The 23,702-nt window shown below is 45.3% G+C and carries 23 protein-coding genes, 3 tRNA genes and 1 pseudogene; 25 read left to right on the top strand and 2 right to left on the bottom strand.

Annotated features, from left to right (window positions below; translation table 11 throughout):
- Positions 1–306: 306 nt before the first annotated feature.
- The 7 genes from mnmE to CEF20_RS17210 all read left to right on the top strand — a co-directional run bounded on the left by mnmE (position 307) and on the right by CEF20_RS17210 (position 7,502).
- Positions 307–1,692, top strand: coding sequence for a tRNA uridine-5-carboxymethylaminomethyl(34) synthesis GTPase MnmE (mnmE, locus tag CEF20_RS15175; protein WP_100332688.1), 1,386 nt, complete (start codon positions 307–309; stop codon positions 1,690–1,692).
- Positions 1,693–1,713: 21 nt separating this feature from the next.
- Entirely contained in the window at positions 1,714–3,606 is a 1,893-nt protein-coding gene (mnmG, locus tag CEF20_RS15170) for a tRNA uridine-5-carboxymethylaminomethyl(34) synthesis enzyme MnmG (RefSeq protein ID WP_100332687.1), read from the top strand.
- Positions 3,607–3,627: 21 nt separating this feature from the next.
- Positions 3,628–4,344 (top strand): 16S rRNA (guanine(527)-N(7))-methyltransferase RsmG, encoded by a 717-nt coding sequence (gene rsmG / locus CEF20_RS15165; RefSeq protein WP_100332903.1) that lies wholly within the window; start codon positions 3,628–3,630, stop codon positions 4,342–4,344.
- A 129-nt stretch (positions 4,345–4,473) separates the two neighbouring features.
- Positions 4,474–5,337: a nucleoid occlusion protein gene (noc, locus tag CEF20_RS15160; RefSeq protein ID WP_100332686.1), complete on the top strand. Its 864-nt coding sequence runs from the start codon at positions 4,474–4,476 to the stop codon at positions 5,335–5,337.
- A 183-nt stretch (positions 5,338–5,520) separates the two neighbouring features.
- On the top strand, positions 5,521–6,282 hold the full coding sequence (locus tag CEF20_RS15155) for a ParA family protein (protein WP_100332685.1): 762 nt from the start codon (positions 5,521–5,523) through the stop codon (positions 6,280–6,282).
- Entirely contained in the window at positions 6,275–7,120 is an 846-nt protein-coding gene (locus CEF20_RS15150; protein ID WP_100332684.1) for a ParB/RepB/Spo0J family partition protein, read from the top strand. The genes CEF20_RS15155 and CEF20_RS15150 overlap by 8 nt, the downstream gene beginning before the upstream one ends.
- Positions 7,121–7,310: 190 nt before the next feature.
- Complete coding sequence (locus CEF20_RS17210; RefSeq protein ID WP_232713564.1) at positions 7,311–7,502, top strand: hypothetical protein; 192 nt, start codon at positions 7,311–7,313, stop codon at positions 7,500–7,502.
- On the opposite strand, the gene yyaC is transcribed toward CEF20_RS17210, so the two are convergent.
- Positions 7,477–8,106, bottom strand: a complete 630-nt coding sequence (gene yyaC / locus CEF20_RS15140) for a spore protease YyaC (RefSeq protein WP_100332682.1) — start codon at positions 8,104–8,106, stop codon at positions 7,477–7,479. The genes CEF20_RS17210 and yyaC overlap by 26 nt on opposite strands.
- Before the next feature lie 168 nt (positions 8,107–8,274).
- On the opposite strand from yyaC, the gene CEF20_RS15135 reads away from it, so the two are divergent.
- From CEF20_RS15135 to rpsR, 6 genes are all read left to right on the top strand, one after another.
- Entirely contained in the window at positions 8,275–9,201 is a 927-nt protein-coding gene (locus tag CEF20_RS15135; protein WP_408607821.1) for a mechanosensitive ion channel family protein, read from the top strand.
- Between the two features lie 4 nt (positions 9,202–9,205).
- Entirely contained in the window at positions 9,206–9,412 is a 207-nt protein-coding gene (locus CEF20_RS15130; protein ID WP_100332681.1) for a DUF951 domain-containing protein, read from the top strand.
- Between the two features lie 165 nt (positions 9,413–9,577).
- Complete coding sequence (gene ychF, locus CEF20_RS15125; protein WP_100332680.1) at positions 9,578–10,678, top strand: redox-regulated ATPase YchF; 1,101 nt, start codon at positions 9,578–9,580, stop codon at positions 10,676–10,678.
- A gap of 115 nt (positions 10,679–10,793) precedes the next feature.
- Positions 10,794–11,084 (top strand): 30S ribosomal protein S6, encoded by a 291-nt coding sequence (gene rpsF / locus CEF20_RS15120; RefSeq protein ID WP_100332679.1) that lies wholly within the window; start codon positions 10,794–10,796, stop codon positions 11,082–11,084.
- 69 nt (positions 11,085–11,153) lie between these two features.
- On the top strand, positions 11,154–11,672 hold the full coding sequence (gene ssb / locus CEF20_RS15115; RefSeq protein WP_100332678.1) for a single-stranded DNA-binding protein: 519 nt from the start codon (positions 11,154–11,156) through the stop codon (positions 11,670–11,672).
- A 24-nt stretch (positions 11,673–11,696) separates the two neighbouring features.
- Positions 11,697–11,933 carry a 30S ribosomal protein S18 gene (gene rpsR / locus CEF20_RS15110; RefSeq protein ID WP_100332677.1) on the top strand — a complete coding sequence of 79 codons (237 nt, stop codon included), beginning with the start codon at positions 11,697–11,699 and terminating at the stop codon, positions 11,931–11,933.
- A 240-nt stretch (positions 11,934–12,173) separates the two neighbouring features.
- On the opposite strand, the gene CEF20_RS17205 is transcribed toward rpsR, so the two are convergent.
- Positions 12,174–12,314 carry a hypothetical protein gene (locus CEF20_RS17205; RefSeq protein ID WP_157796314.1) on the bottom strand — a complete coding sequence of 47 codons (141 nt, stop codon included), beginning with the start codon at positions 12,312–12,314 and terminating at the stop codon, positions 12,174–12,176.
- Positions 12,315–12,961: 647 nt separating this feature from the next.
- Between CEF20_RS17205 and CEF20_RS17580 the strand changes: the two are divergent.
- The 12 genes and pseudogenes from CEF20_RS17580 to yycF form a co-directional block, all read left to right on the top strand.
- A pseudogene (locus CEF20_RS17580) lies at positions 12,962–13,957 on the top strand (cache domain-containing protein); the annotation flags it as partial.
- Positions 13,955–15,133 carry a methyl-accepting chemotaxis protein gene (locus CEF20_RS17575; protein WP_408607828.1) on the top strand — a complete coding sequence of 393 codons (1,179 nt, stop codon included), beginning with the start codon at positions 13,955–13,957 and terminating at the stop codon, positions 15,131–15,133. The pseudogene CEF20_RS17580 and the gene CEF20_RS17575, both read left to right, overlap by 3 nt.
- A 51-nt stretch (positions 15,134–15,184) precedes the next feature.
- A complete protein-coding gene (locus CEF20_RS16905) occupies positions 15,185–15,358 on the top strand; it encodes a hypothetical protein (protein ID WP_198508544.1) in 174 nt (57 codons plus the stop codon).
- Positions 15,337–16,281 carry a YybS family protein gene (locus CEF20_RS15100; RefSeq protein WP_100332675.1) on the top strand — a complete coding sequence of 315 codons (945 nt, stop codon included), beginning with the start codon at positions 15,337–15,339 and terminating at the stop codon, positions 16,279–16,281. Before CEF20_RS16905 ends, CEF20_RS15100 begins: the two co-directional genes overlap by 22 nt.
- Positions 16,282–16,314: 33 nt before the next feature.
- On the top strand, positions 16,315–18,285 hold the full coding sequence (locus CEF20_RS15095) for a DHH family phosphoesterase (protein ID WP_100332674.1): 1,971 nt from the start codon (positions 16,315–16,317) through the stop codon (positions 18,283–18,285).
- On the top strand, positions 18,282–18,731 hold the full coding sequence (rplI, locus tag CEF20_RS15090; protein ID WP_100332673.1) for a 50S ribosomal protein L9: 450 nt from the start codon (positions 18,282–18,284) through the stop codon (positions 18,729–18,731). The genes CEF20_RS15095 and rplI overlap by 4 nt, the downstream gene beginning before the upstream one ends.
- A 122-nt stretch (positions 18,732–18,853) precedes the next feature.
- Positions 18,854–20,203 (top strand): replicative DNA helicase, encoded by a 1,350-nt coding sequence (gene dnaB, locus CEF20_RS15085; RefSeq protein WP_100332672.1) that lies wholly within the window; start codon positions 18,854–18,856, stop codon positions 20,201–20,203.
- 269 nt (positions 20,204–20,472) lie between these two features.
- Positions 20,473–21,765, top strand: a complete 1,293-nt coding sequence (locus CEF20_RS15075; RefSeq protein WP_100332670.1) for an adenylosuccinate synthase — start codon at positions 20,473–20,475, stop codon at positions 21,763–21,765.
- Between the two features lie 518 nt (positions 21,766–22,283).
- Positions 22,284–22,358: transfer RNA gene (locus CEF20_RS15070), tRNA-Glu, on the top strand.
- 34 nt (positions 22,359–22,392) lie between these two features.
- Positions 22,393–22,469: transfer RNA gene (locus tag CEF20_RS15065), tRNA-Asp, on the top strand.
- A gap of 98 nt (positions 22,470–22,567) precedes the next feature.
- Positions 22,568–22,640, top strand: a tRNA-Phe gene (locus CEF20_RS15060).
- Between the two features lie 347 nt (positions 22,641–22,987).
- The gene (yycF, locus tag CEF20_RS15055) at positions 22,988–23,698 is read left to right on the top strand and encodes a response regulator YycF (protein ID WP_100332669.1); all 711 of its coding nucleotides are present in this window, start codon (positions 22,988–22,990) and stop codon (positions 23,696–23,698) included.
- Positions 23,699–23,702: the final 4 nt, after the last annotated feature.

Here is a 23,702-nt window from a genome sequence, read left to right as displayed (position 1 = left end):
AAGTGCGGCCTGTAAGATTAGAGGCGATTCGGAGCGGCTCAGCAGGAACAAAAGGCTGGGCAGCAACGAAGCGCCTTTTGTTTTTGAATATAATTAGTTTTATACTTTATTTCCCAATTGTGCAGACTTCATTTGCGGATGTTATTGTTATCCACACGTGAATAAGTTAAAATAGTATCGTTCAAAAGAAGGTTGTGGATAAAACAGCCTTCTTTTTAAACCTTTCTGCCTATGGTATTCTGGTGATTTAAAGAGTAAATGTTACGATTTTTTATAGATAAAAACAAATGAAAGAGGTGAAACAGGATGGAATTCGATACTATTGCTGCTATTTCCACGCCGATGGGGGAAGGAGCGATTGCTATTGTCCGTTTAAGCGGCGATCAAGCGCTCCCGATCGCTGACCGCGTATTTAAAAGCCCTGGAGGCCGGCCGCTATTGGAAGCGGCCAGTCACACGATTCACTACGGGCATTTAATTGATCCGAAGACGGAACAAACTGTGGAAGAAGTGATGATCACGGTCATGAAGGGGCCGAGAACGTTTACGCGTGAAGATGTCATCGAGATCAACTGTCATGGGGGTCTTGCGAGTGTCAACCGCGTGCTGCAGCTCGTGTTAAATCAAGGAGCGCGATTAGCGGAACCGGGAGAGTTTACGAAGCGCGCTTTTTTAAATGGCCGGATTGATTTATCGCAGGCGGAAGCCGTGATGGATTTCATTCGAGCGAAAACGGATAAAGCCATGAATGTGGCGCTCAACCAAATGGAAGGGCGCTTATCGAAGCTGATTAAAAAGCTCCGCCAAGAAATTCTTGAAGTGCTCGCTCATATTGAAGTGAATATTGATTATCCGGAATATGATGATGTCGAAGAAATGACCCATCAGATGCTGCTTGAAAAAGCCGCCTATGTCCGCGAAGAAATTGAAAAGCTATTGCGCACGTCGCAGCAGGGGAAAATCTTGCGGGAAGGCTTGTCAACGGTGATTATCGGCAGGCCGAATGTCGGAAAATCATCCTTGCTGAACGCGCTTGTGCAGGAAAATAAAGCGATCGTTACGGACATTCCCGGCACGACACGCGACGTCATTGAAGAATACGTCAATGTGCGCGGAGTACCGCTGCGCCTTGTGGACACAGCCGGAATACGGGAGACTGAGGATATTGTCGAACGAATCGGAGTGGAACGCTCCCGTCAAGTATTGAAGGAAGCTGACTTGATTCTTCTCGTTTTAAATTATTCAGATGCGTTCACACGAGAGGACGAACAGTTATTTGAAGCAGTGAAGGGCATGGACGTGATCGTGATCGTCAATAAAACGGATTTGCCGCAGAAACTGGACATGGAGCGGGTGCGGCAATTATCGCAAAATATGCGGCTCGTCACGACCTCTTTATTGAAGGAAGAAGGAATTGATGAATTGGAGGAAGCCATTGCTTCTCTCTTCTTTTCCGGTTCGATTGAAGCCGGGGATATGACGTATGTATCCAATTCCCGGCATATCGCTTTATTAAATCAAGCCTTCACAGCGATCTCGGAAGCAATTGAAAATACGAAAGCAGGCACCCCGATTGATATCGTACAAATTGATTTAACTAGAACGTGGGAATTTCTGGGAGAAATTATTGGAGAAAGCGTTCAAGAAAGCTTAATTGATCAGCTATTTTCACAATTTTGTCTTGGAAAGTAACTGTAGAAGGAGGAGACAGACATGTCACAATACGAAGCTGGCCAATACGATGTCGTCGTGGTTGGAGCTGGCCATGCCGGCGTGGAAGCGGGACTGGCAGCTGCTAGAGCAGGAGCCAAAACGCTAATGATCACGATCAATTTGGATATGATTGCCTACATGCCCTGCAACCCATCCATCGGCGGACCGGCTAAAGGGATTGTCGTTCGTGAAATCGACGCATTAGGCGGGGAAATGGGCAAAAACATCGATAAAACCCATATCCAAATGCGCATGCTGAATACAGCTAAAGGTCCGGCCGTTCGGGCGTTAAGAGCGCAGGCTGATAAAGTGCTGTATCAGCAAGAAATGAAAAAAACCATTGAAAATGAAGAAAATCTGACACTGATTCAAGGAATGGTTGAAAAATTAGTGATCGAGGATGGAGAGTGCCGCGGAGTGATCACCCAGACAGGCGCGAAGTATGCAGCTAAAGCGGTGGTGATCACGACAGGGACATTCTTGCGCGGCGAAATTATTATCGGCGATTTGAAATATTCGAGCGGTCCGAATAATCAGCAGCCGGCCATCAAGCTGTCTGAGCATTTAGAAGAGCTTGGTTTTGAGCTTGTCCGTTTCAAGACAGGCACGCCTCCGCGTGTAAATAGCCGGACAATTGATTATAGTAAAACTGAAATCCAGCCGGGTGATGAAGAACCGCGTGCCTTCAGTTATGAAACGACTAAATTTATTACAGACCAGCTGCCTTGCTGGCTGACCTATACGAATGAAGAGACCCACGCCATTATTGGGGACAATCTGCACCGCTCACCGATGTTCTCCGGCATGATCAAAGGAAGAGGCCCGCGCTATTGTCCATCTATTGAAGATAAAGTGGTTCGGTTTAGTGACAAGCCGCGCCATCAAATCTTCTTAGAGCCTGAAGGGCGCAAAACAGAAGAAGTCTATGTCCAGGGCTTATCCTCCAGCCTCCCTGAAGATGTGCAATACCGCATGCTCAAAACCATTCCGGGCCTTGAGAAAGCGCAGCTCATGCGCGCCGGGTATGCGATTGAATATGATGCGATCGTGCCGACTCAGCTTTGGCCGACATTGGAAACGAAGAAAGTCAAAAATCTTTACACAGCTGGTCAAATCAATGGAACATCCGGCTATGAAGAAGCGGCTGGACAAGGGTTAATGGCCGGCATTAATGCCGCCTGCCGAGTGCTTGGAAAAGAAGAAGTCATTCTTAGCCGTTCAGATGCTTACATTGGCGTCTTAATTGATGACTTAGTGACAAAGGGAACGAATGAGCCATATCGTCTGCTCACTTCCCGCGCGGAGTATCGCTTGCTTCTTCGCCATGATAACGCCGACTTGCGTTTAACCGAGCTGGGATATCAAATTGGCCTGATCTCCAAAGAGCGGTATGAGCGTTTCGCGGCGAAGAAAGAAGCCATTGCCAGGGAAATAGAACGGCTGCGAACGGTTATTATCAAACCGAATGAAGAGACTCAATCGCTGATTCGCGTAGCAGGCGGCAGCGAGCTGAAGGACGGCATCCGTGCTTCGGATTTGCTGCGCCGTCCGGAAATGCATTACGGTCATATCAAGCAGCTTGCCCCAGCCGATTACGAGATTGATCCGGAAATTGAGGAGCAAGTGGAAATTCAGATTAAGTACGAAGGTTATATTCAAAAATCCCTTCAGCAAGTAGAGAAGCTGAAGAAAATGGAGAATAAAAAAATCCCGGAAGATATTGATTATGAAGCCATAAATGGATTGGCGACCGAAGCCCGTCAAAAGTTGATGGAAGTCAGACCGCTGTCCATTGCTCAAGCTTCCCGGATCTCAGGAGTCAACCCGGCGGATATTTCCATTCTCCTAGTTTATATTGAACAGGGCCGGATTGCTCGCACAGGAAATAAATAGATGAGAAGGGAAGAAAAGCGCATGAATGAGACCCAGTTTCAGCAAGGGCTTGCGGAGAAAGGCGTGATCCTTACTCCCGCTCAGCTTGCTCAATTTGAGTTATATTACAAGCTGCTCGTCGAATGGAATGAAAAAATGAATTTGACCGCTATTACAGACAAGGAAGAAGTCTATTTAAAGCATTTTTATGATTCGCTTTCTGCCGCTTTTTATTATGACTTTTCTGGAGAAAAGAAGATCTGTGATGTCGGGGCGGGAGCGGGCTTTCCGAGCATTCCGCTAAAAATTGCATTTCCCAGCCTGGATGTAACGATTGTTGATTCTCTTAATAAGCGAATTACGTTTTTAAACCATTTAGCAGAAGAGCTGAATTTAGAGGGTGTGCACTTTTTTCACGACCGGGCAGAAACATTCGGAAGATCAGCCGCCCATCGCGAGCAATACGATATCGTCATGGCGCGCGCTGTGGCCAGAATGTCCGTGCTAAGTGAATTATGCTTGCCGCTTGCCAAAAAGGGCGGCGTCTTTTTGGCGATGAAAGCAGCCCATGCCAAGGAGGAGCTGCATGCCGGAAAAAAAGCCATCTCCGTTTTAGGCGGCCGGTTGCAGGAGGCGCACTCCTTCACCTTGCCTATCGAAGGAAGTGAGCGCACAATTATGCTGATAAAAAAGGAACAAATAACACCAAAGAAATATCCGAGAAAACCAGGAACGCCAAATAAATCACCCATTGAGTAAAGTTATCCACAGTGGATAACTTTGCTTTACATAAATCCTATACAAAAAAGCAACAAAGAGAAGAAGGAACCTGACAGATAGAAAGAGAATATGTATACAGGGAGTTCGTTAAAGGTGGTGTAAGGGATCATGAAGCATCCTTTCTCTCGTTTTTTTAGCTTGGGGGAAAAAGCAGCGGAAAATCAGACAGAAGAGCCGGCAGCAGAGGGAGAAGAAATAAAGAAGATTCCAGTTTCCTTAATTGTTCCCAACCGTTATCAGCCGAGAACGGTCTTTGATGATGAAAAGATAGAAGAGCTGGCGAGAACGATTCACACACACGGAATCATTCAGCCGATCGTCGTTCGAGAGACGGAGGACGGCCGCTATGAGCTGATTGCAGGAGAGCGGCGCTGGCGTGCGGTCCAAACATTGAATTGGGAAACGGTTCCCGCTATTGTCAATAATTTAAATGATACCGAAACAGCTTCGGTTGCGTTAATAGAGAACCTGCAAAGAGAGGAACTCTCTCCAATTGAAGAAGCTGCAGCCTATGGAAAATTATTAGAGCTGCATCAGCTGACGCAGGAGGCGCTTGCACAGCGACTCGGGAAAGGCCAGTCAACCGTTGCGAATAAGCTTCGGCTGCTGAAGCTTCCTGAGGAAGTGCAGCAGGCGCTGATACAAAAGAAGATCACAGAGCGTCATGCCCGAGCGTTAATTCCGCTGAAAAATCCGGAAAACCAAGTCCGGCTAATGAATGAAGTGATTGAAAAGCATTTAAATGTCAAGCAGACAGAGGAGCGCGTTGTTCAAATGCTTGACAGCACAACAAAGAAGCCTAAACCGCGGCGAAAGGCTTACAGCAAAGACGTCAGAATTGCGGTCAATACGATACGGCAATCGTTATCAATGGTATCAGACAGCGGGATTCAATTGAAATCTCAAGAAGAGGAATTTGAGGACTTTTATCAAATTACAATCAAAATCCCGAAGAATAAAGCAAAAAAGTGAGAAGCGGCCAGTTGCTTCTCACTTTTTTGCTTTCATTCCTTTAATCGGGAAAAGGCTATCTGGGGAGAAAGGACGATCGGATTTTTTGTAAGAAATTTTCTCATGAGTGATAACGAACTAGAGGATATTTGTTAAAATATAAGAAAATAGATTTCATAGGATAGCAGAAAGCAGGTGGTCGGGATGGGAAAAGTCATTGCAATAGCTAACCAAAAAGGCGGAGTAGGCAAAACCACTACTTCCGTCAATTTAGGAGCTTGTCTAGCTTCCTTCAATAAAAAAGTACTATTGGTCGATATTGATCCCCAGGGCAATGCCACAAGCGGAGCGGGCATTGAAAAAGGGGATGTGGAGCAGTGCATTTACGATGTGCTGGTAGATGATGTCGAGATAGCCGATGTCATTAAACCGGCGGCAGTAGATCATTTCTATGTTATACCGGCGACCATTTCTTTGGCCGGTGCAGAAATTGAGCTAGTGCCGACGATTTCAAGAGAAGTCCGTTTAAAAAGAGCACTCGAAGAAATCCGGGATCATTACGACTATATCATCATTGATTGTCCGCCTTCTCTTGGCTTGCTGACGATTAACGCGTTAACGGCAGCCGATTCTGTGATTATTCCGGTGCAATGCGAATACTACGCTCTGGAAGGCCTAAGCCAGCTGTTAAATACCGTTCGGCTAGTTCAAAAGCATTTAAATCAAAATCTGGTGATCGAAGGCGTGCTATTAACGATGCTGGATGCCCGCACCAACCTAGGCATACAAGTCATTGAAGAAGTGAAAAAGTATTTTCAAGACAGAGTCTACCGGACGATCATTCCTCGAAACGTACGTCTCAGTGAAGCGCCGAGCCATGGAAAGCCGGTGATTCTCTATGATCCTCGTTCCAAAGGGGCGGAAGTGTATTCGGACTTTGCAAAGGAGGTAGCTGCAAATGGCTAAAGGGTTAGGAAAAGGGATCAATGCCATTTTTAAAGATCTTGAACCGGAAAATGAAGAAGCTGTCCGGGAAATCCAACTTACAGAATTGCGGCCCAATCCTTATCAGCCGCGTAAAACGTTTAGCGAAAAATCTATTGAAGAATTGAAAGAATCGATCCAAGAACACGGGATATTGCAGCCCATTATTGTAAGGCAAAGCATCAAAGGCTACGAAATCGTCGTCGGTGAAAGGCGCTATCGGGCGGCGAAGGCAGCCGGATTAGCTAAAGTACCGGCCGTCGTCCGCCAGCTGTCTGATACACAAATGATGGAGCTGGCACTCCTTGAAAATCTGCAGCGGGAAGACTTAACGACTATGGAAGAAGCGGCTGCCTATCAGACCATTATTGAAAAACTTCATATTACACAGGAACAATTGGCTAAAAGAATGGGAAAAAGCCGTTCGCATATCGCCAACTATATCCGCCTGTTGTCATTGCCCGCTAAAACTCAGCAGTATTTAACGGAAGGAAAGCTGACTATGGGCCACGGAAGAGCTTTGCTAGGATTAAAAAACAAAGGGAAAATTCAACAAGCCGCAGACCAGGCCGTCGCTGAGCATTTGAATGTTCGCCAGCTCGAAAAGCTGATTCAGCGGATGAATGAGAATGTTTCACGTGAAACATTGCCGGCAAAGAAGGAAAAAGATATCTTTATAAAAGAGCGTGAAGATTTTTTACGTGAACGATTCGGCACATCCGTACACATTAAACAGCTGAAGGATAAGAAAAAAGGAAAGATTGAAATTGAGTTTCTGTCGGTGGACGACTTAAATCGTATACTTGATTTGCTTCAATAAGCAGGAAAAATGCAGCTGCCGGAGGACGGCAGCTGTTTTGTTGATGGTTATCCTTGCTATAAAACGCCCGATTCAAGAATGGAGCGGGGATGAAAACGTCTAAACGGGAGAGCGCGGCACCTTGATTTGTTCGGGGCTGCAGCAGCAGGAAGCTGAAAGGGCAGCCTCTGTTCTTCTTTATCCCCAGGGGATGAAAGACAGCCCGCTGCTTGAAGGTTCACTTGATAGTAAGGCTATAAGAATTGGCAAAACCGCAGGCTTGCGTGCGGGAGCAAATCATGAAGAGCAGAAGAATGCTGCAACTGCGCATGTAAAGCCTTGTCAGAAGAGCCGATCCCGCCCTGCTGCGGAAGCCATCAAGGCATCGGATCTTTTTTCATAAAAGCCAGATAATCTTTTGGCTGCAGAGCGGGATCGGCGGCTTGATATTGAATGGCTGCCTGGACAATTCCTTCAGTAATCATTTTGGCCATGCTCATCACTAAATGAAGCCTTGTGTTTTGCAGAACAAAAAACTCCATAAAGCCGCTGACATTGACGATGCCGGTAATATGGGCATCACCGACAGGAGGCAGTTCCTTCTTAACCCCTGCCCCTGGTTTCACGGGACCCGCTCCAAGCTGAATATTTCCGATGTTTTTTAAATGACCTAAGCAAGCATCTGCTCCTATAATAAACGGAAGGCTGTGTTTTTCGTGAATCAGAGAAAGCTTATCCGCCAGATTTACAGCATGAACTGGATCTTCCAGCGTGCCGTATATATGAAATCCCGGAACAAGCTGCTCCGACAGCAAAGTGCCGACTAACGGCCCTAATGCATCACCAGTTGAGCGATCGGTGCCGATAAAGGCAAAAACAATCGGCCGGCTTCCCGGCGGCGGAAGCAAAGTGAGCAACTGAGCAGCGAAAGCGGATGCAGCCTCTTTTTCTTTATAATGAATAATCATCGGCTCTCGTTGCCGCTCGAAGAATTTTTTTAGAATCATATCGCACCTCCTGCGGAACATAGTAAAAGTATACGGAAAATACTTCCTTTCTATACATCGATTGCCGGACAAAAAGAAGAATTTTCGCAGGAATGAACAACACTACAAATTCAGCGGGATTCTTGTTAAAATAATAAGTATTCTTCAGAAGAAAAAAGGAGTAGAGAGATGACTGTTTCTCAAGAAGTGTCGACATTTCAGCGCATGCTGGAAACATTATGGAATAAATTCACGGACGAAGGAACGTGGATAGCAATTTGTGCCGGCGCGATTAAAATTATACTGATTCTAATACTTGCAGCTGCAGTCATTAGAATTGCCAAAGTAGCTCTTCGGAATTTTTTCCATATTCGCTCGAAAGCACCGATCGGATTTTCCGAACGCCGGGAAAACACGTTATTAAAGCTAATCGAAAACGTGATTACCTACGTGGTTTACTTCATTGCTATTATTAACATTCTGTCCATTCTCACCTTTGATATTAAAGGATTAATAGCTGGAGCCGGGGTTGTCGGTTTAGCCATTGGTTTTGGCGCCCAAAACTTAGTCCGTGATGTGATTACAGGCTTTTTTATCATTTTCGAAGATCAGTTTTCTGTGGGGGACTTTGTCCGCATTGGCCAATTTGAGGGAACTGTTGAGGAAATCGGCTTGCGCACAACGAAAATCAAAAATTGGACAGGAGAGCTTCATATTTTACCGAACGGTTCGATCACTGAAGTGACGAATTTTTCTATCCATAACAGTGTGGCTGTGGTTGACGTCAGCATTGCTTATGAAGAAAATATAGAAGAAGCCGAAAGAGTCATCAATGAGCTATTAGAAACTTTGCCTGATAAATACGAAGATATTGTGGCGACGCCTCAGCTTCTCGGTGTACAAACGCTGGCTGCTTCAGATGTGGTTTTAAGAATAGTGGCAGAAACGACACCGATGAATCATTGGGCGGTAGCCCGAGGGATTCGCAAAGATGTCAAAGCCTGCTTGGATGAGCATGGCATTGAAATTCCATTCCCACGCTTAGTGACCTATTCGCGCAGTGAGCAGGAAGCAGCGTCCGTTAAAAAGCAAACGACACAGGAAAGAGAGGGATGACAAATTGGACAAAACATTTGATCTGAACGATGTGGTAGAAATGAAAAAGCCCCATCCATGCGGAACCAACCGCTGGAAAGTGATTCGCTTGGGTATGGATATTCGCATTAAATGTCAAGGCTGCGGCCACAGCGTCATCCTGCCGCGAAGAGAATTCGTTAAGAAAATAAAAAAAGTACTGGGACCGATGGATAACAGCAGTGAATCTTAAAAGACTGCTGTTTTTTTCATGAGGGCATCCCCGCTACTCATGCAAGCAGACGGGATCATCGTCTTTTGCTTGACGGCAATTGCCTTTTTTCCAGAGTAAACATATAATTGGAAAAGGTTAATGACAGAGATCCATCAACAGATTTTAAATAGAGGAGTGACCGAAATGGCGTTAACAGCCGGAATTGTAGGTTTGCCGAACGTTGGTAAATCAACATTATTCAATGCGATTACAAAAGCAGGTGCGGAATCGGCGAATTATCCGTTTTGTACGATCGATCCGAATGTGGGGATTGTAGAGGTGCCGGACGAGCGTTTAAATAAATTAACGGAAATGGTGGAGCCAAAGAAAACCGTTCCTACCGCTTTTGAATTTACGGATATCGCCGGAATTGTAAAAGGAGCAAGCAAAGGGGAGGGGCTGGGAAATAAATTCCTCTCTCATATTCGTGAGGTCGATGCGATTTGCCAGGTCGTTCGCTGTTTTGCGGATGATAACATTACACATGTATCCGGGAAAGTGGATCCGATAGAAGATATTGAGGTTATTAATCTCGAGCTGATCCTGGCTGATTTGGAAACAGTGGATAAGCGTCTCGGCCGCGTCGCGAAATTGGCGAAGCAAAAGGATAAAGAGGCCATGCTTGAAAACGAGGTTCTTACGAAGCTTAAAGCAGCACTGGAACAAAACAAGCCAGCCCGTACGGTGACATTCTCAGAAGAGCAAGAGAAGATCGTGAAGCAATTGCATCTGTTAACGAAAAAGCCAATGCTGTATGTGGCGAATGTCGGTGAAGAAGATATCGCCGATCCTGCTCAAAATGAATACGTGCAAAAAGTGCGTGAATTTGCCGCCGCAGATGATGCGGAAGTGATTGTCATTTGCGCCAAAATTGAAGAAGAAATCGCCGAGTTAGATGAAGATGAAAAAGCGATGTTTCTGCAAGAACTCGGCATCGAAGAGTCGGGGCTTGATCAATTGATTCGCGCGGCTTACTCCCTGCTTGGGCTGTCTACTTATTTTACAGCAGGCGTGCAAGAGGTTCGTGCCTGGACATTCCGCAACGGCATGAAAGCGCCACAATGTGCCGGTATTATCCATACAGATTTCGAAAGAGGCTTTATCCGTGCGGAAGTCGTTTCATACGATGATCTCATGGCTACTGGTTCGATGACAGCTGCCAAAGAAGCAGGAAAAGTCCGCTTGGAAGGCAAAGAGTATCTTATGAAAGACGGAGACGTTGTTCATTTCAGATTCAATGTTTAAGTTGTACTGGAAGAAAGGTTATGTTATAATCTTTTATTGTGAGTAATGAAATAGTTACTCCTTGCTCTTTTCAAAAAGAAAAGAGCCGTATAGTCCACGAGGAGGTGAAAATAAGATGAAAAAGTACGAATTCATGTACATTATCCGCCCAAACATTGATGAAGAAGCGAAAAAAGCAGTTGTTGAGCGCTTTGACAGCATTTTAACTTCTAACGGAGCGGAAATCATCGAATCTAAAGAATGGGGTAAGCGTCGTTTAGCGTATGAAATCAACGACTTCCGTGAAGGTTTCTACCATTTGATTCATGCGAATGCAGAAGCTGAAGCGGTTCAAGAATTTGACCGTTTAGCTAAGATCAGCGACGACATTATCCGTCATATCGTTGTTCGTGAAGATGAAAAGTAATCCGTTGAAATAAACATTACTTTTTAAATGTTTCACGTGAAACATTTAAAAAGAAAGGAGTTGATTCTGATGATGAACCGAGTCGTTTTAGTCGGCCGTTTAACTAAAGATCCGGAGCTTCGTTACACGCCGAATGGCGTAGCGGTTGCCACTTTTACATTGGCTGTCAATCGGACATTTACCAATCAGCAAGGTGAGCGGGAAGCCGACTTCATTAACTGTGTAGTTTGGCGGCGAGCAGCTGAAAATGTAGCGAATTTCTTGAAAAAAGGCAGTCTGGCTGGAGTGGATGGACGCATTCAAACGCGCAACTATGAAGCGCAGGATGGCCGGCGTGTGTATGTCACTGAAGTTTCGGCGGAAAGCGTGCAGTTTCTTGAGCCTAAAAACGCCTCATCCAATAGCTATGAGAAGCGCGGCGGCGATCAAGAAATGTACGGCGGCGGACAAAAAGGGCAAGATTTTCCGTTTGGACAACAGAATCAACAACGAAATAACAATAACTCAGGTTACACAAGAGTGGATGAAGATCCTTTTGCAAATGACGGTCAGCCGATTGACATTTCAGATGATGATCTTCCATTCTAATGAAATAAAAGGAGGGAAATCAACATGGCAGGTGGACGCAGAGGCGGACGTAAACGCCGGAAAGTATGTTACTTTACAGCTAACGGCATTACACACATCGATTATAAAGATGTAGAACTTTTGAAAAAGTTTATCTCTGAACGTGGAAAAATTCTTCCTCGCCGCGTAACAGGAACAAGCGCTAAATACCAGCGCCGTTTAACTATCGCAATTAAACGCGCTCGTCAAATGGCTCTTCTTCCGTTCGTATCTGGAGAATAATAGCTGTTGAAAAGACACTCATTATGAGTGTCTTTTTTTATTCGGCTACTTGTCAAATTTAGGGCAGCCGTTCTTCCTGAAATGTCTCGTATGCAGTTATCCAACGAAGGCGTTCCTTGGCCGATGACTGACGAACCCGAATGCTTAATTCATCTGATCTGTTGTGTTTTCATCAAAATTGTTTTTCTTCAAAAAGAACTCACGTAGTAAACCATTTCCGTTTTCATTTCTTCCACGCTGCTAAGAAGAATAGGCATCCGCAAAGTACACTTGGATGCCTAGTTCTTTTTCTAACACGTTGCAACCGTTAAATTCTTTTCCCCCATCTGCCGCAGCTGTTTGAATAACGCCTTTATGCAAGAGTTTTACGGCTGTTTCCATTGTTTTCGCCGAACGGTCTGGAATCAGATTCCCTTTATACCAGCGTGTTTTCCGCTCAATGAAAGTGGCTAGGCTACACAGTCCTTTGTTTGACCGCGTTTAGAAGCAGCTTTATCCCAACTCCCCATGACTAAGTGACTGCTTTGGGGCGTTTAGAGACAGTGAACTAATAGTGAAGCGTCCTCTTGTTTCTGGCGTTTTCCTTTTCGACGAAGAAACCGCTAATAGACGCTGTATATCCAGCGATAAATGCTTTTGAAACTCAGCCTCCCTTTATACATGCGGTCGCCGAAAGGAAGAGATCCGTGCTTCTGCTGATGAACACCAGCACGCCATTCAAACGGTATCCATTTTCTCAGAGCGTTTGATAGAGTTTAGTACGGAATTAATGAAGGCTGTTGATCGTTTTTAAACGACAGGAACCAACTCTGAACGCCGGTTCAAAAGACCGGTGTTTTTGTATTCTGTAAATTTTGATGTGAAATTTGAACGTTAGTGTAAATATAAGTAAATAAAACCTTTACATTGCTTTAACATTCCAATAGGTAAAAAATACTATAATAAAAAGAACTACTCTATTGAAAGGCGGGAAAAGAGTGAAATCTATACAGTTGAAGTTCATTATACCTATTTCCATCCTATTAATTATGTCTTTTTCCTTAATTATTTTTTTTACTGGCTGGAAGGCGGAAGAAAAAACGAAAGAAAATGTCATGAAACAAACAACTGGAATTGTAAAAGAACTGGAGCACTCCGTTCAGCAATTTTTGCAAAAGTATGAAGAAAGTATTCAATTGCTGTCGGAAAGCCGCCAGGTCACGAACTATGGCCAAGCCGTAATCGGTCCCGCTGAAAGCAAGAGCTTGGCCGAAAGGGATTTGCAAGAAATATTTAACCAGTATACGAATTTATATAAAGATGTGCTAAATGTTTATATCGCGGCACCTGATCAATCATTTAAGATGGTGCCTGCCACCAGTCTTCCGGAGCGTTATGATCCGACGAGCCAGCAGTGGTATCAGTCAGCGGTCAAGAAGCCGGAGTCAACTGTTTGGAGTGAACCGTATAAGAACGACGCCGGCAAGCATGTAATTACCATTTCCAAAGCCATCTACAGCGGAGCGGATTTAGTTGGCGTCATTGGGGCGGATATTAACTTAACAAGCTTGACCAACCATATTAATGACTTAAATATCGGGTATGACGGCTATCCAGTGATCATGGCTGAAAATGGCGACGCGCTAGTCCATCCGAAAGAAAAGGGGAACAATCTGGCGAAGCTGTCCTTGTTTAAGGAGGCAGTGGCATCCAACAAGGAAAGTGACGTCTCATGGGATGAAGAGGGGCAAACGATGTTCGTCTATCAGCTGGTGAACCGGACCAGCTGGAGGGTCGGAGCTGTTTATCAAGAAGAAGCGCTGATGACGGTTTCTAAGGAAATAAGAGAGATTCTGCTGCTGACAGCCGTCACGGTTTTGATGGTTATTATGGCGCTCGTGTATTACATATCGGCTAAAATAACGAAACCGCTTGGGAAGCTGAATGAATCCGTCAGTGAAGTCGCTAAAGGGAATTTGCACACGAAAGTGGAAGTCGAAGGAAAAGATGAAGTCGCACAGCTCGGTCACAGCTTTAACCATATGATTGACAGCATGAACAATATTATCAATGTCGTTTCGCAATCGGCTCAGAATGTTAGAGAATCGATTGATGAACTGCATACAATGTCAGAGGTTTCCGCTGCTTCAAGCGAGCAGACATTTGTCGCGATTAATGAAATTGCCGCCGGATCGTCCCGCTCTGCAGACCGGGCCAGAACGGCCAAAGAACAATCGGGGAATTTAAGTGATGTGATTAACGCTGTGTCAGAGAAAACGGAAAAGATGTCCGCCTTTGCTGCTGATGCCGATCAAGCGAATCAGCGGGGGGTCAGTCAAATTCAGCTGCTGCAGCAATCCAGTACGACTTCTAAGCAGTTTATTGATTCAACAGAGAAGGTGATCACGGAATTGGGGAGTGAAATTCAGCAGATTGAAAAAATCATTCATACGATCACCGATATTTCTGCGCAAACCAATCTGCTTGCGTTAAATGCCAGTATTGAAGCGGCTCGTGCGGGCGCTCATGGAAAAGGGTTTTCTGTCGTGGCTCAAGAAGTACGCAAGCTTGCCGAGCAATCGAGCTTTGCGGCCAAGGAGATACAAGAAATGATTGAAAACATTCAAGCGGGTTCAAGAAAAGCGATTAACCACATCTTCCAAACGAGAGAAAACTTTGATGAGCAGACGAAAGCGGTTGATCAAGCGAATGAAATTTTCAAAGAAAACTCGGCACTCATGCATAAAATGAAAGAATCAATCTCGTCTGTTTACTATGATATGCAGCAAGTAACAGCCAGCAAGGATGAGCTTCTCAATTTAGTCTATTACATGACAGAACTGTCCGAGCAATCGGCAGCTGCTTGCGAAGAAGTGAGCAGCCATACGGATGAACAGCTGAAAACCGTACAGTCTGTTACCGTTGCGGCGGACAAGCTGAATCAATTGAATCAAGAGCTGCAGCAATCCATTCAGCGTTTTCAGTTTCAAGATCCAAACCGTGATGCAGAGGACAGCCAAGATCAAGAATTAGAAATAGATCAAAGCCCAAGTCAAGAATTAGACCAAGACGAAACGCCAGACCGGGATCAGAAATTGGATCAAGAGCAAGTTCAAAGTCAAGATCAGGAACTGGATCAAAAGCAAATCCAAGATCAAGATCAGGATCCAAACCAAGAATGTGAACAAAGCGAGGCTCAAGAGCAAAATCAGGAGAGATAATGTCATAGCCAAGATGAATGGCCCCGTCTTTTATTACAGAAAGGGGCTTTTTTGGTCCAGAAAAAAGTTGAAAAGTTGAAGGAAAGAGCAAAGGAAGATAAAATGGGATGGATAAAGAATACTAAAAAAGTCGGTATTTGCTTTCCATTTGCCCATGATGCTGACTGGAAAGTGTGTATGAAAAGGAGTAATGAGGTGTTTGAGTGGATAAGAAAACCATTGTAAAAGAAGGAGTTTTGCTTTTAGGGATCTTTGTTCTGCTGCTGGTGGCAACGCTGTATCTCCCTGTTCTATCGGTTATAACCAGCCTGTTTTTGATCCTCCCTTTTTTCGTGTTTAGCGCAAAATATTCGATTCAGGCTTCCTTAATCTTCGGAGCGGCCAGTGTATTGGCGGCAGCGCTGGCAGGAGGAGCGGGGGCAGTGCCGCTCGCATTCAGTTTCGGGATTACAGGCCTAGTGATAGGCACGATGATTCAGAAAAAACAAGATAAATTTTCCATATTCATGGCAGGAGGTTTAATCTTTTTGTTGAATATGGTAATTTTATACGTTATGGTGATCAAGCTGGCGGGGGTAAATATCGCCAAGGAAATGGATCAAGCCTTTCGGAACTCCTTCCAAGAGTCCGTGAAGATGATGGATAGCGTCGGCCAGCCGCTTTCGGATGATTCCATTAAGCAAATGCAGGAAGGCTTTGACTTTCTGTATGCCTTAATGCCGAGTTTTTTCGTGCTGCTTGCGTTTGGAGCGGTTTTTCTTTTTATAACAGTCCATTTTCCTATCTTAAAGAAGCTGAAGATAAATGTGCCGCATTTTCAGCCATTTCGGGAGTGGAAAATGCCAAAAAGCATTCTGTGGTATTACTTAGCTCTATTGCTGGCAAGCTTTGCGGCCGCTCCGGAAAAGGGGACGCTATGGTACTCGGCCCATGTTAATTTGATGTTTATGCTGCAGTTCTGTTTAGTGATTCACGGATTGTCTTTTTTATTCTTTTTCGCCTACAGGAAGAATTGGCCGAAAGTCTTACCGATTCTATTTACGGTTTTTTCATTTCTCTTCCTTCCGCTTCTTTATCTTGTGAGATTATTAGGTATAATTGACTTAGGGTTTAATTTGCGGCAGCACCTTCAACAGAAGTCAAAATGATACGAGTGATTTTTATTTTTAGGAGCTGAAATGATGCTTTCTTACTATAGTAGGCGGAAGATTCAATTTCTGCTGTATGGATTTATGCTGGTGTTTGGTCTTATCCTCGCCGTTTTAGCTTTTTATAACTGGATGGCGGCGGGCGTTGGACTCGTAGCAGGAGCTAGTCTGTTCGTTCTGCTGCTGCAGACAGAGAAGAACATTCACGGAGAAATTGAGCAGTACGTTACGACATTATCTCATCGGCTGAAGCGGGTAGGAGAAGAAGCCTTAATGGAAATGCCAATTGGGATTCTTCTTTATAACGATGACTATTACATAGAATGGGCCAACTCTTATCTTTCTTCTACCTTTCAAAAGGAAACCTTGGCGGGAGAGTCCTTGTACGAGCTAGCCGAAGCGATTATTCCGATCATCAAAAATGAAAAAGAAGACATTATTCAAATAGATGACCGGGAATTTAAGGTGCATATTAGACCCGAGGAAAGATTGCTGTATTTTCTTGATGTAACGGAGCAGAAGCAGCTGGAAAGAAGATATCAGGAAGAGCGGACCGTGCTGGCAATTATCTATTTGGATAATTATGATGACTTGACGCGGGGAATGGATGACCAGACGCGCAGCCATCTAAACAGTCTGGTGACGTCCATTTTAAACAATTGGGCGAAAGAATACGGCATTTTCTTAAAACGGATTTCTTCCGAGCGCTTTTTTGCTGTGCTTAATGAAAAAATATTGCACAACCTGGAAGGAAACAAATTCGCCATCTTGGATGAAGTCAGAGAAAAAACAGCCAAGCAAGCGGCTTCTCTCACGTTAAGCATTGGAATCGGGCAAGGCGATCTGCCGCTGCCGGACATCGGAAACTTGGCTCAATCCAGCTTGGATCTGGCTCTCGGAAGAGGCGGCGATCAAGCTGCGCTGAAACAATTAAACGGCAAGGTGAAGTTTTACGGCGGCAAGACCAATCCGATGGAGAAGAGAACCCGAGTGCGGGCTCGCGTCATTTCCCACGCGCTGAAGGAGCTGGTCATCGAGAGCGATAAAGTCATTGTAATGGGCCATAAAAATCCCGATATGGATGCCATTGGCGCTGCCATGGGCATTCGGCGCGTAGCGGAAATGAATGATCGCGAGGGCTATGTCGTGCTGGATTTCTCTGAAATTGACACATCTGCCAAGCGTTTGATGGCGGAAACTCAGAAAAACCCGGAGCTGTATTCGCGGATTATTTCGCCGGAAGAGGCGCTGGATATCGCGACAGAGGATACACTGCTTGTCGTCGTCGACACGCATAAACCTTCCCTTGTGATCGAGGAGAAGCTTCTTAATAAGGCGGAGAAGGTGGTGGTGATTGATCATCACCGCCGCGGTGAAGAATTCATTAAGAATCCGCTATTGGTCTATATGGAACCTTATGCTTCCTCAACTGCGGAACTGATTACGGAATTGCTTGAGTATCAGCCGAAAACCAAGAAAATCAATATGCTGGAGGCGACTGCGCTGCTTGCCGGGATCATTGTCGATACGAAAAGCTTTTCCTTGCGAACAGGATCGCGAACATTTGATGCGGCATCCTATTTGCGGGCTCATGGCGCGGATACAGTGCTCGTTCAGAAATTTCTAAAGGAAGATCTGGATACGTATATTAAACGGGCCCATTTAATAGAGAATGTTTATTTCTACCGGGAAGGCATTGCGATTGCCAAAGGTCATGAGGACAATGTGTACAATTCCGTGCTGGTGGCTCAAGCCGCAGACACGCTGCTTTCGATGGAAGGGGTACAAGCATCTTTCGTGATTGGAAGACGGTCACAAGATATAATTGGAATTAGTGCACGCTCGCTTGGCGAAGTCAATGTCCAAATTATCATGGAACAATTAAACGGAGGCGGCCATTTAACGAATGCCGCAACCCAGCTGAAGGAACAAAGCATCGAAGAAGCCGAGCTTCAGCTACAGAAAGCGATTGATGAAGTTTTTGAAGGAGGCAGCGAAGAATGAAAGTGATTTTTTTACAAGACGTAAAAGGAAAAGGAAAAAAAGGTGAAGTGAAAAACGTGGCTGATGGCTATGCGAATAACTTCCTTATCAAAAATGGTCTGGCTGTAGAAGCGACAGCCGGCAACAAAAAAACATTAGAAGCTCAAAAGCGCAAAGAAGCTGAAATCGCGAAGCAAGAGCTTGAAGAGGCTAAGAAGCTCAAAGAGGTGTTGGAAAGCCTGGAAGTCGAAATTAAAACGAAAGCGGGAGAGGGCGGCCGTTTATTCGGTTCCGTTACGACGAAGCAAATTGCGGAAGAGCTGAAGAAAACGCATGACATTAAAATTGACAAGCGCAAAATGGAGCTTCCGGAAGGCATTCGCGCCCTTGGTTATACAAACGTTCCAGTCAAACTTCATAATGAAGTATTTGCCACATTAAAAGTTCATGTAACGGAAGAAAAATAATTGATTTCATGCTAAAATAATAAGGTTGAAAAATGTGATCGGAGGATTCTGGTCACATTTTTTTATCAAATAGATTGTGACGGAAGGGAGTAAGCCCATCCTTCTTTAAGGAGATGTAAGCGATGAGCGATGTATTGACGGATCGGATTCCGCCGCAGAGTATAGAGGCCGAGCAAGCGGTGCTGGGAGCGATCTTCTTGGAGCCGTCGGCTTTAACTGTTGCTTCGGAAATTTTAATACCGGAAGACTTTTACCGCAGCGCCCATCAAAAAATATATAATACGATGCTGAAGCTGAACGATCACGGTGAAGCGGTCGATGTAGTGACTGTGACGGAGGAGCTTGCAGCTGTTAAAGAGCTGGAGGATGTGGGCGGCGTATCTTATTTGACGGAGCTGGCTGAATCGACCCCTACAGCGGCGAACATCGAATATTATGCCCGCATTGTGGAGGAAAAGTCGCTTTTGCGCCGGTTGATTCGGACGGCGACCCATATTGCTCAAGAAGGCTATAGCCGGGAAGACGAAGTGGACGCTTTGCTCAGTGAAGCGGAAAAAAGCATTATGGAAGTTGCCCAAAGAAAAAATACGAGCGCTTTTCATACAATTAAAGACGTTCTTGTCCGCACGTATGATAACATCGAGCTTTTGCATAACCGCAAGGGCGACGTCACGGGGATTCCCACTGGGTTTGCCGAGCTGGACAGAATGACAGCGGGATTTCAGCGCAATGATTTAATTATCGTCGCCGCCCGTCCGTCTGTCGGTAAAACCGCTTTTGCCTTAAATATCGCCCAGAACGTTGCGACCAAAACTAATGAAAACGTGGCGATTTTCAGCCTTGAGATGGGGGCGGAGCAGCTCGTGATGCGGATGCTGTGTGCTGAGGGCAATATCAATGCGCAAAATTTGCGGACCGGCTCATTAACCGATGAGGATTGGCGCAAGCTGACCATGGCGATGGGGAGCTTATCCAATTCGGGGATTTATATCGATGATACACCGGGAGTCCGCATTGGAGAGATTCGCTCCAAATGCCGCCGTTTGAAGCAAGAGCATGGCCTGGGCATGATTCTCATAGATTACTTGCAGCTGATTCAAGGAAGCGGCCGTTCGGGAGAGAATCGTCAGCAGGAGGTATCTGAAATCTCCCGTTCCTTAAAAGCGCTGGCCAGAGAACTGGAGGTGCCCGTGATCGCATTATCACAGCTGTCCCGCGGCGTAGAGCAGCGGCAGGATAAGCGGCCGATGATGTCAGATATTCGGGAATCCGGTTCGATTGAGCAAGATGCCGACATTGTGGCCTTCTTGTACCGTGATGATTACTACGACAAAGAATCAGAGAATAAAAACATAATAGAAATCATTATCGCGAAGCAGCGGAATGGTCCTGTTGGCACCGTACAGCTGGCGTTTGTAAAGGAGTACAACAAATTTGTCAACTTGGAGCGGCGCTTTGATGAAACGGGATAACAGTGAATGAAAACTGGCAATGGATGATGGAATTGCCGGTTTTTTTTATTTTCATCCCGTATATAAGGTGGGCCGGTTCGTTTAAAGAACCATCAGCGGAGGAAAAAGAAAGCTATCTTTGCCTGATGGGGCAGTTTATACGAATGAATAATTTAATTAGATATGAAATGTTCGTGTTTTCTGTTTGACTTTCTTTATTTGAACCTGTTAAAATAAATATGCTTCATACAGAAAATAGAAATTTACGGACCCTCCGGAGGTGCTTATACATGTCATCAGTAGTAGTTGTCGGAACACAATGGGGAGACGAAGGAAAAGGAAAAATTACCGATTTCCTTTCAGAAAATGCAGAAGTAGTATCCCGTTATCAAGGCGGAAACAATGCCGGCCACACCATCAAGTTTAACAACGTTACATACAAGCTCCATTTAATTCCATCAGGCATCTTTTATAAGGATAAAATTTGCGTCATTGGAAACGGAATGGTCGTGGATCCGAAAGCGCTGATTCAAGAGCTGAAGTATTTGCATGACCGCGGTGTTTCCACGGATAATTTGCGCATCAGCAATCGCGCCCACGTTATTCTTCCTTACCATTTGAAAATTGACGAAGTGGAAGAAGCGCGCAAAGGCGACAATAAGATCGGCACAACGAAAAAAGGAATCGGGCCGGCTTATATGGACAAAGCTGCGCGAATCGGTATCCGCATGGCTGACCTGCTCGACCGCAAAGCGTTTGAAGAAAAGCTGAGACGCAATTTAGAAGAGAAGAACCGTTTGCTTGAGCGCTTCTATGAAACGGAAGGCTTCAAGCTGGAGGACATCCTTGAGGAATATTATGAATATGGCCAGCAAGTGAAACAATATGTATGCGACATTTCTGTCGTATTAAATGATGCACTGGATGAAGGACGCCGCGTGTTATTTGAAGGGGCTCAAGGCGTGATGCTTGATATTGATCAAGGTACTTATCCGTTTGTTACCTCTTCAAACCCGGTGGCTGGCGGTGTGACAATCGGCTCCGGTGTCGGACCGACGAAGATCAGCCATGTAGTGGGCGTAGCGAAAGCTTACACGAGCCGCGTAGGGGACGGGCCTTTTCCGACAGAGCTGCATGACGAAATCGGCGATCAAATCCGCGAAGTAGGACGAGAGTATGGCACGACGACAGGCCGTCCGCGCCGCGTGGGCTGGTTTGACAGCGTTGTGGTGCGCCATGCGCGCCGCGTCAGCGGATTAACGGATCTGTCACTTAACTCGGTTGATGTGTTAACCGGCATTGACACGGTCAAAATTTGTGTCGCTTACCGCTACAAAGATCAAGTAATTGAAGAATATCCGGCTAATTTGAACATTTTAGCGGAATGCACTCCGATCTATGAAGAACTTCCGGGCTGGTCCGAAGATATAACCGGCTGCCGGACACTGAATGAACTTCCAGCGAACGCCCGCCACTATATCGAGAGAGTGTCGCAATTAACGGGGATCCCGTTGTCCACCTTCTCTGTAGGACCGGACCGCAGCCAAACGAATGTAGTCCGCAGTGTCTGGGCTCACGGGTAAGTTAAGAAAAAAGGGACAGTACAGAAGGAAGACTTTTCTGTACCGTCTCTTTTTTTATTTTATGAGAACGAGGTCTTTGCTGCCCGAAGAGGGAAAGGGATCAGGCGGTCAGAAAACGGCCGTAAGAATCCGGCTTTAAGAATGGAGCAGGTACTAAAAGCCTGAGAGGAGGATCAAGGCGCCTAAGTGACCAATTCGTTCGGGTTCGCATGATGCCGGCTGACGTTGTGATATCAGCCTTTGTTCTTTTCTTCAATAGTGAATCTCCACTGTTTGGAGAAGAATTTTACCTTGAGATGTTTAGGGAAAATGAGAAGCATCAAGATCCCAAGTAATAGAAGAACAGAGCCTTGGAAATAAAAAAAGCATTTTTTCGACAAATTTTTTCAAAAACCTATTGTCAGCAATTAAACCCTATGATAATATTATCAACGTTGCTAATAAAAAACAAAGAGCTTAGCCATCAGCTTAAGTGAATGAAGTGTCTGGCAGCTGCCAGGTCATCATCAGGAAAGAATGGCCCGTTGGTCAAGTGGTTAAGACACCGCCCTTTCACGGCGGTAACACGGGTTCGAATCCCGTACGGGTCACCATTCTCTTATATTCTATTAAGTAATATTTCTTTACGGTCCGGTAGTTCAGTTGGTTAGAATGCCTGCCTGTCACGCAGGAGGTCGCGGGTTCGAGTCCCGTCCGGACCGCCATTTTATGTTAAACCGTTTATAATGATGAATCCATTTTTCCGGCCAACTATTTGAGAGACTTCTCTTGATTGGCCGCTCTATTTTTTAATAATTGAATCGGCTCAGTAGCTCAGTCGGTAGAGCAATGGACTGAAAATCCATGTGTCGGCGGTTCGATTCCGTCCTGAGCCATTGAAGAAGCATTGCGATGATGACTACTCTCGCAGTGCTTTTTTTATGGCGATAAGTTGAAGAATCACGCCGCTTCAGCTATAAATGATTATTTCCTAAGAAATAGTTTTCTTAGTGATAAAAGATGAAAAAGCCGTTCTTTTATGTTAAAGTGATAGGGAAGTAAATAATTGTATGGTTAGCCGTTTGTCTTTGCAATCGGCTTGTTTTAATTAGATTACTTGTGGAAGAAACTGTATTTTCTTGAAGGGGAAGGCCGTTTCTTTCGTTCATATGATAGAATAAAGAGATCAAATTTTTCGCTTATTTTCATAAGTCTTTTAGATTGAAGAAATGAGGAGAGCATAATGCAAAAAAAAATATTAGTTGTAGATGATGAGAGACCCATTGCGGATATTCTGCAGTTTAACTTAAAGAAAGAAGGCTACGAGGTCCATTGTGCTTATGATGGAGATCAGGCCGTGGAGATGGTGGAAGAGGTTCAGCCGGATTTGATTTTGCTGGATATTATGCTTCCGGGTCGAGACGGCATGGAGGTATGCCGGGAAGTAAGGAAGAAACATGAGATGCCAATCGTCATGCTGACAGCAAAAGACTCCGAGATTGATAAAGTGCTTGGCCTGGAGCTGGGGGCGGATGATTATGTGACAAAGCCATTCAGCACGCGGGAGCTGATCGCGCGTGTGAAGGCGAATCTGCGCCGCCACCAAGCGCCTCCCGCTCAAGCAGCGGAAGAGGAGGAGACGAATGAAATTACGGTGGGCACACTGACGATTCATCCGGATGCATATATCGTCTCCAAGCGCGGCGAGACCATTGAGTTGACGCACAGGGAATTTGAACTGCTCCATTATCTGGCGAAACATATCGGACAGGTCATGACAAGAGAGCATTTATTGCAGACTGTATGGGGCTATGACTATTATGGCGATGTCCGTACAGTTGATGTGACGGTTCGCCGCCTGCGCGAGAAGATTGAGGATAATCCAAGCCACCCGTCATGGATCGTGACGAGAAGAGGGGTTGGCTACTACCTGCGTAATCCTGAACAGGAGTAAAGCA

Origin of the sequence: Bacillus xiapuensis (assembly GCF_002797355.1) — a bacterium.
GTDB classification, from domain to species: Bacteria; Bacillota; Bacilli; order Bacillales; family Domibacillaceae; genus Bacillus_CE; species Bacillus_CE xiapuensis.
Note: the sequence above shows the minus strand (reverse complement) of the source record. Positions and strands in the feature narration are given on the sequence as shown.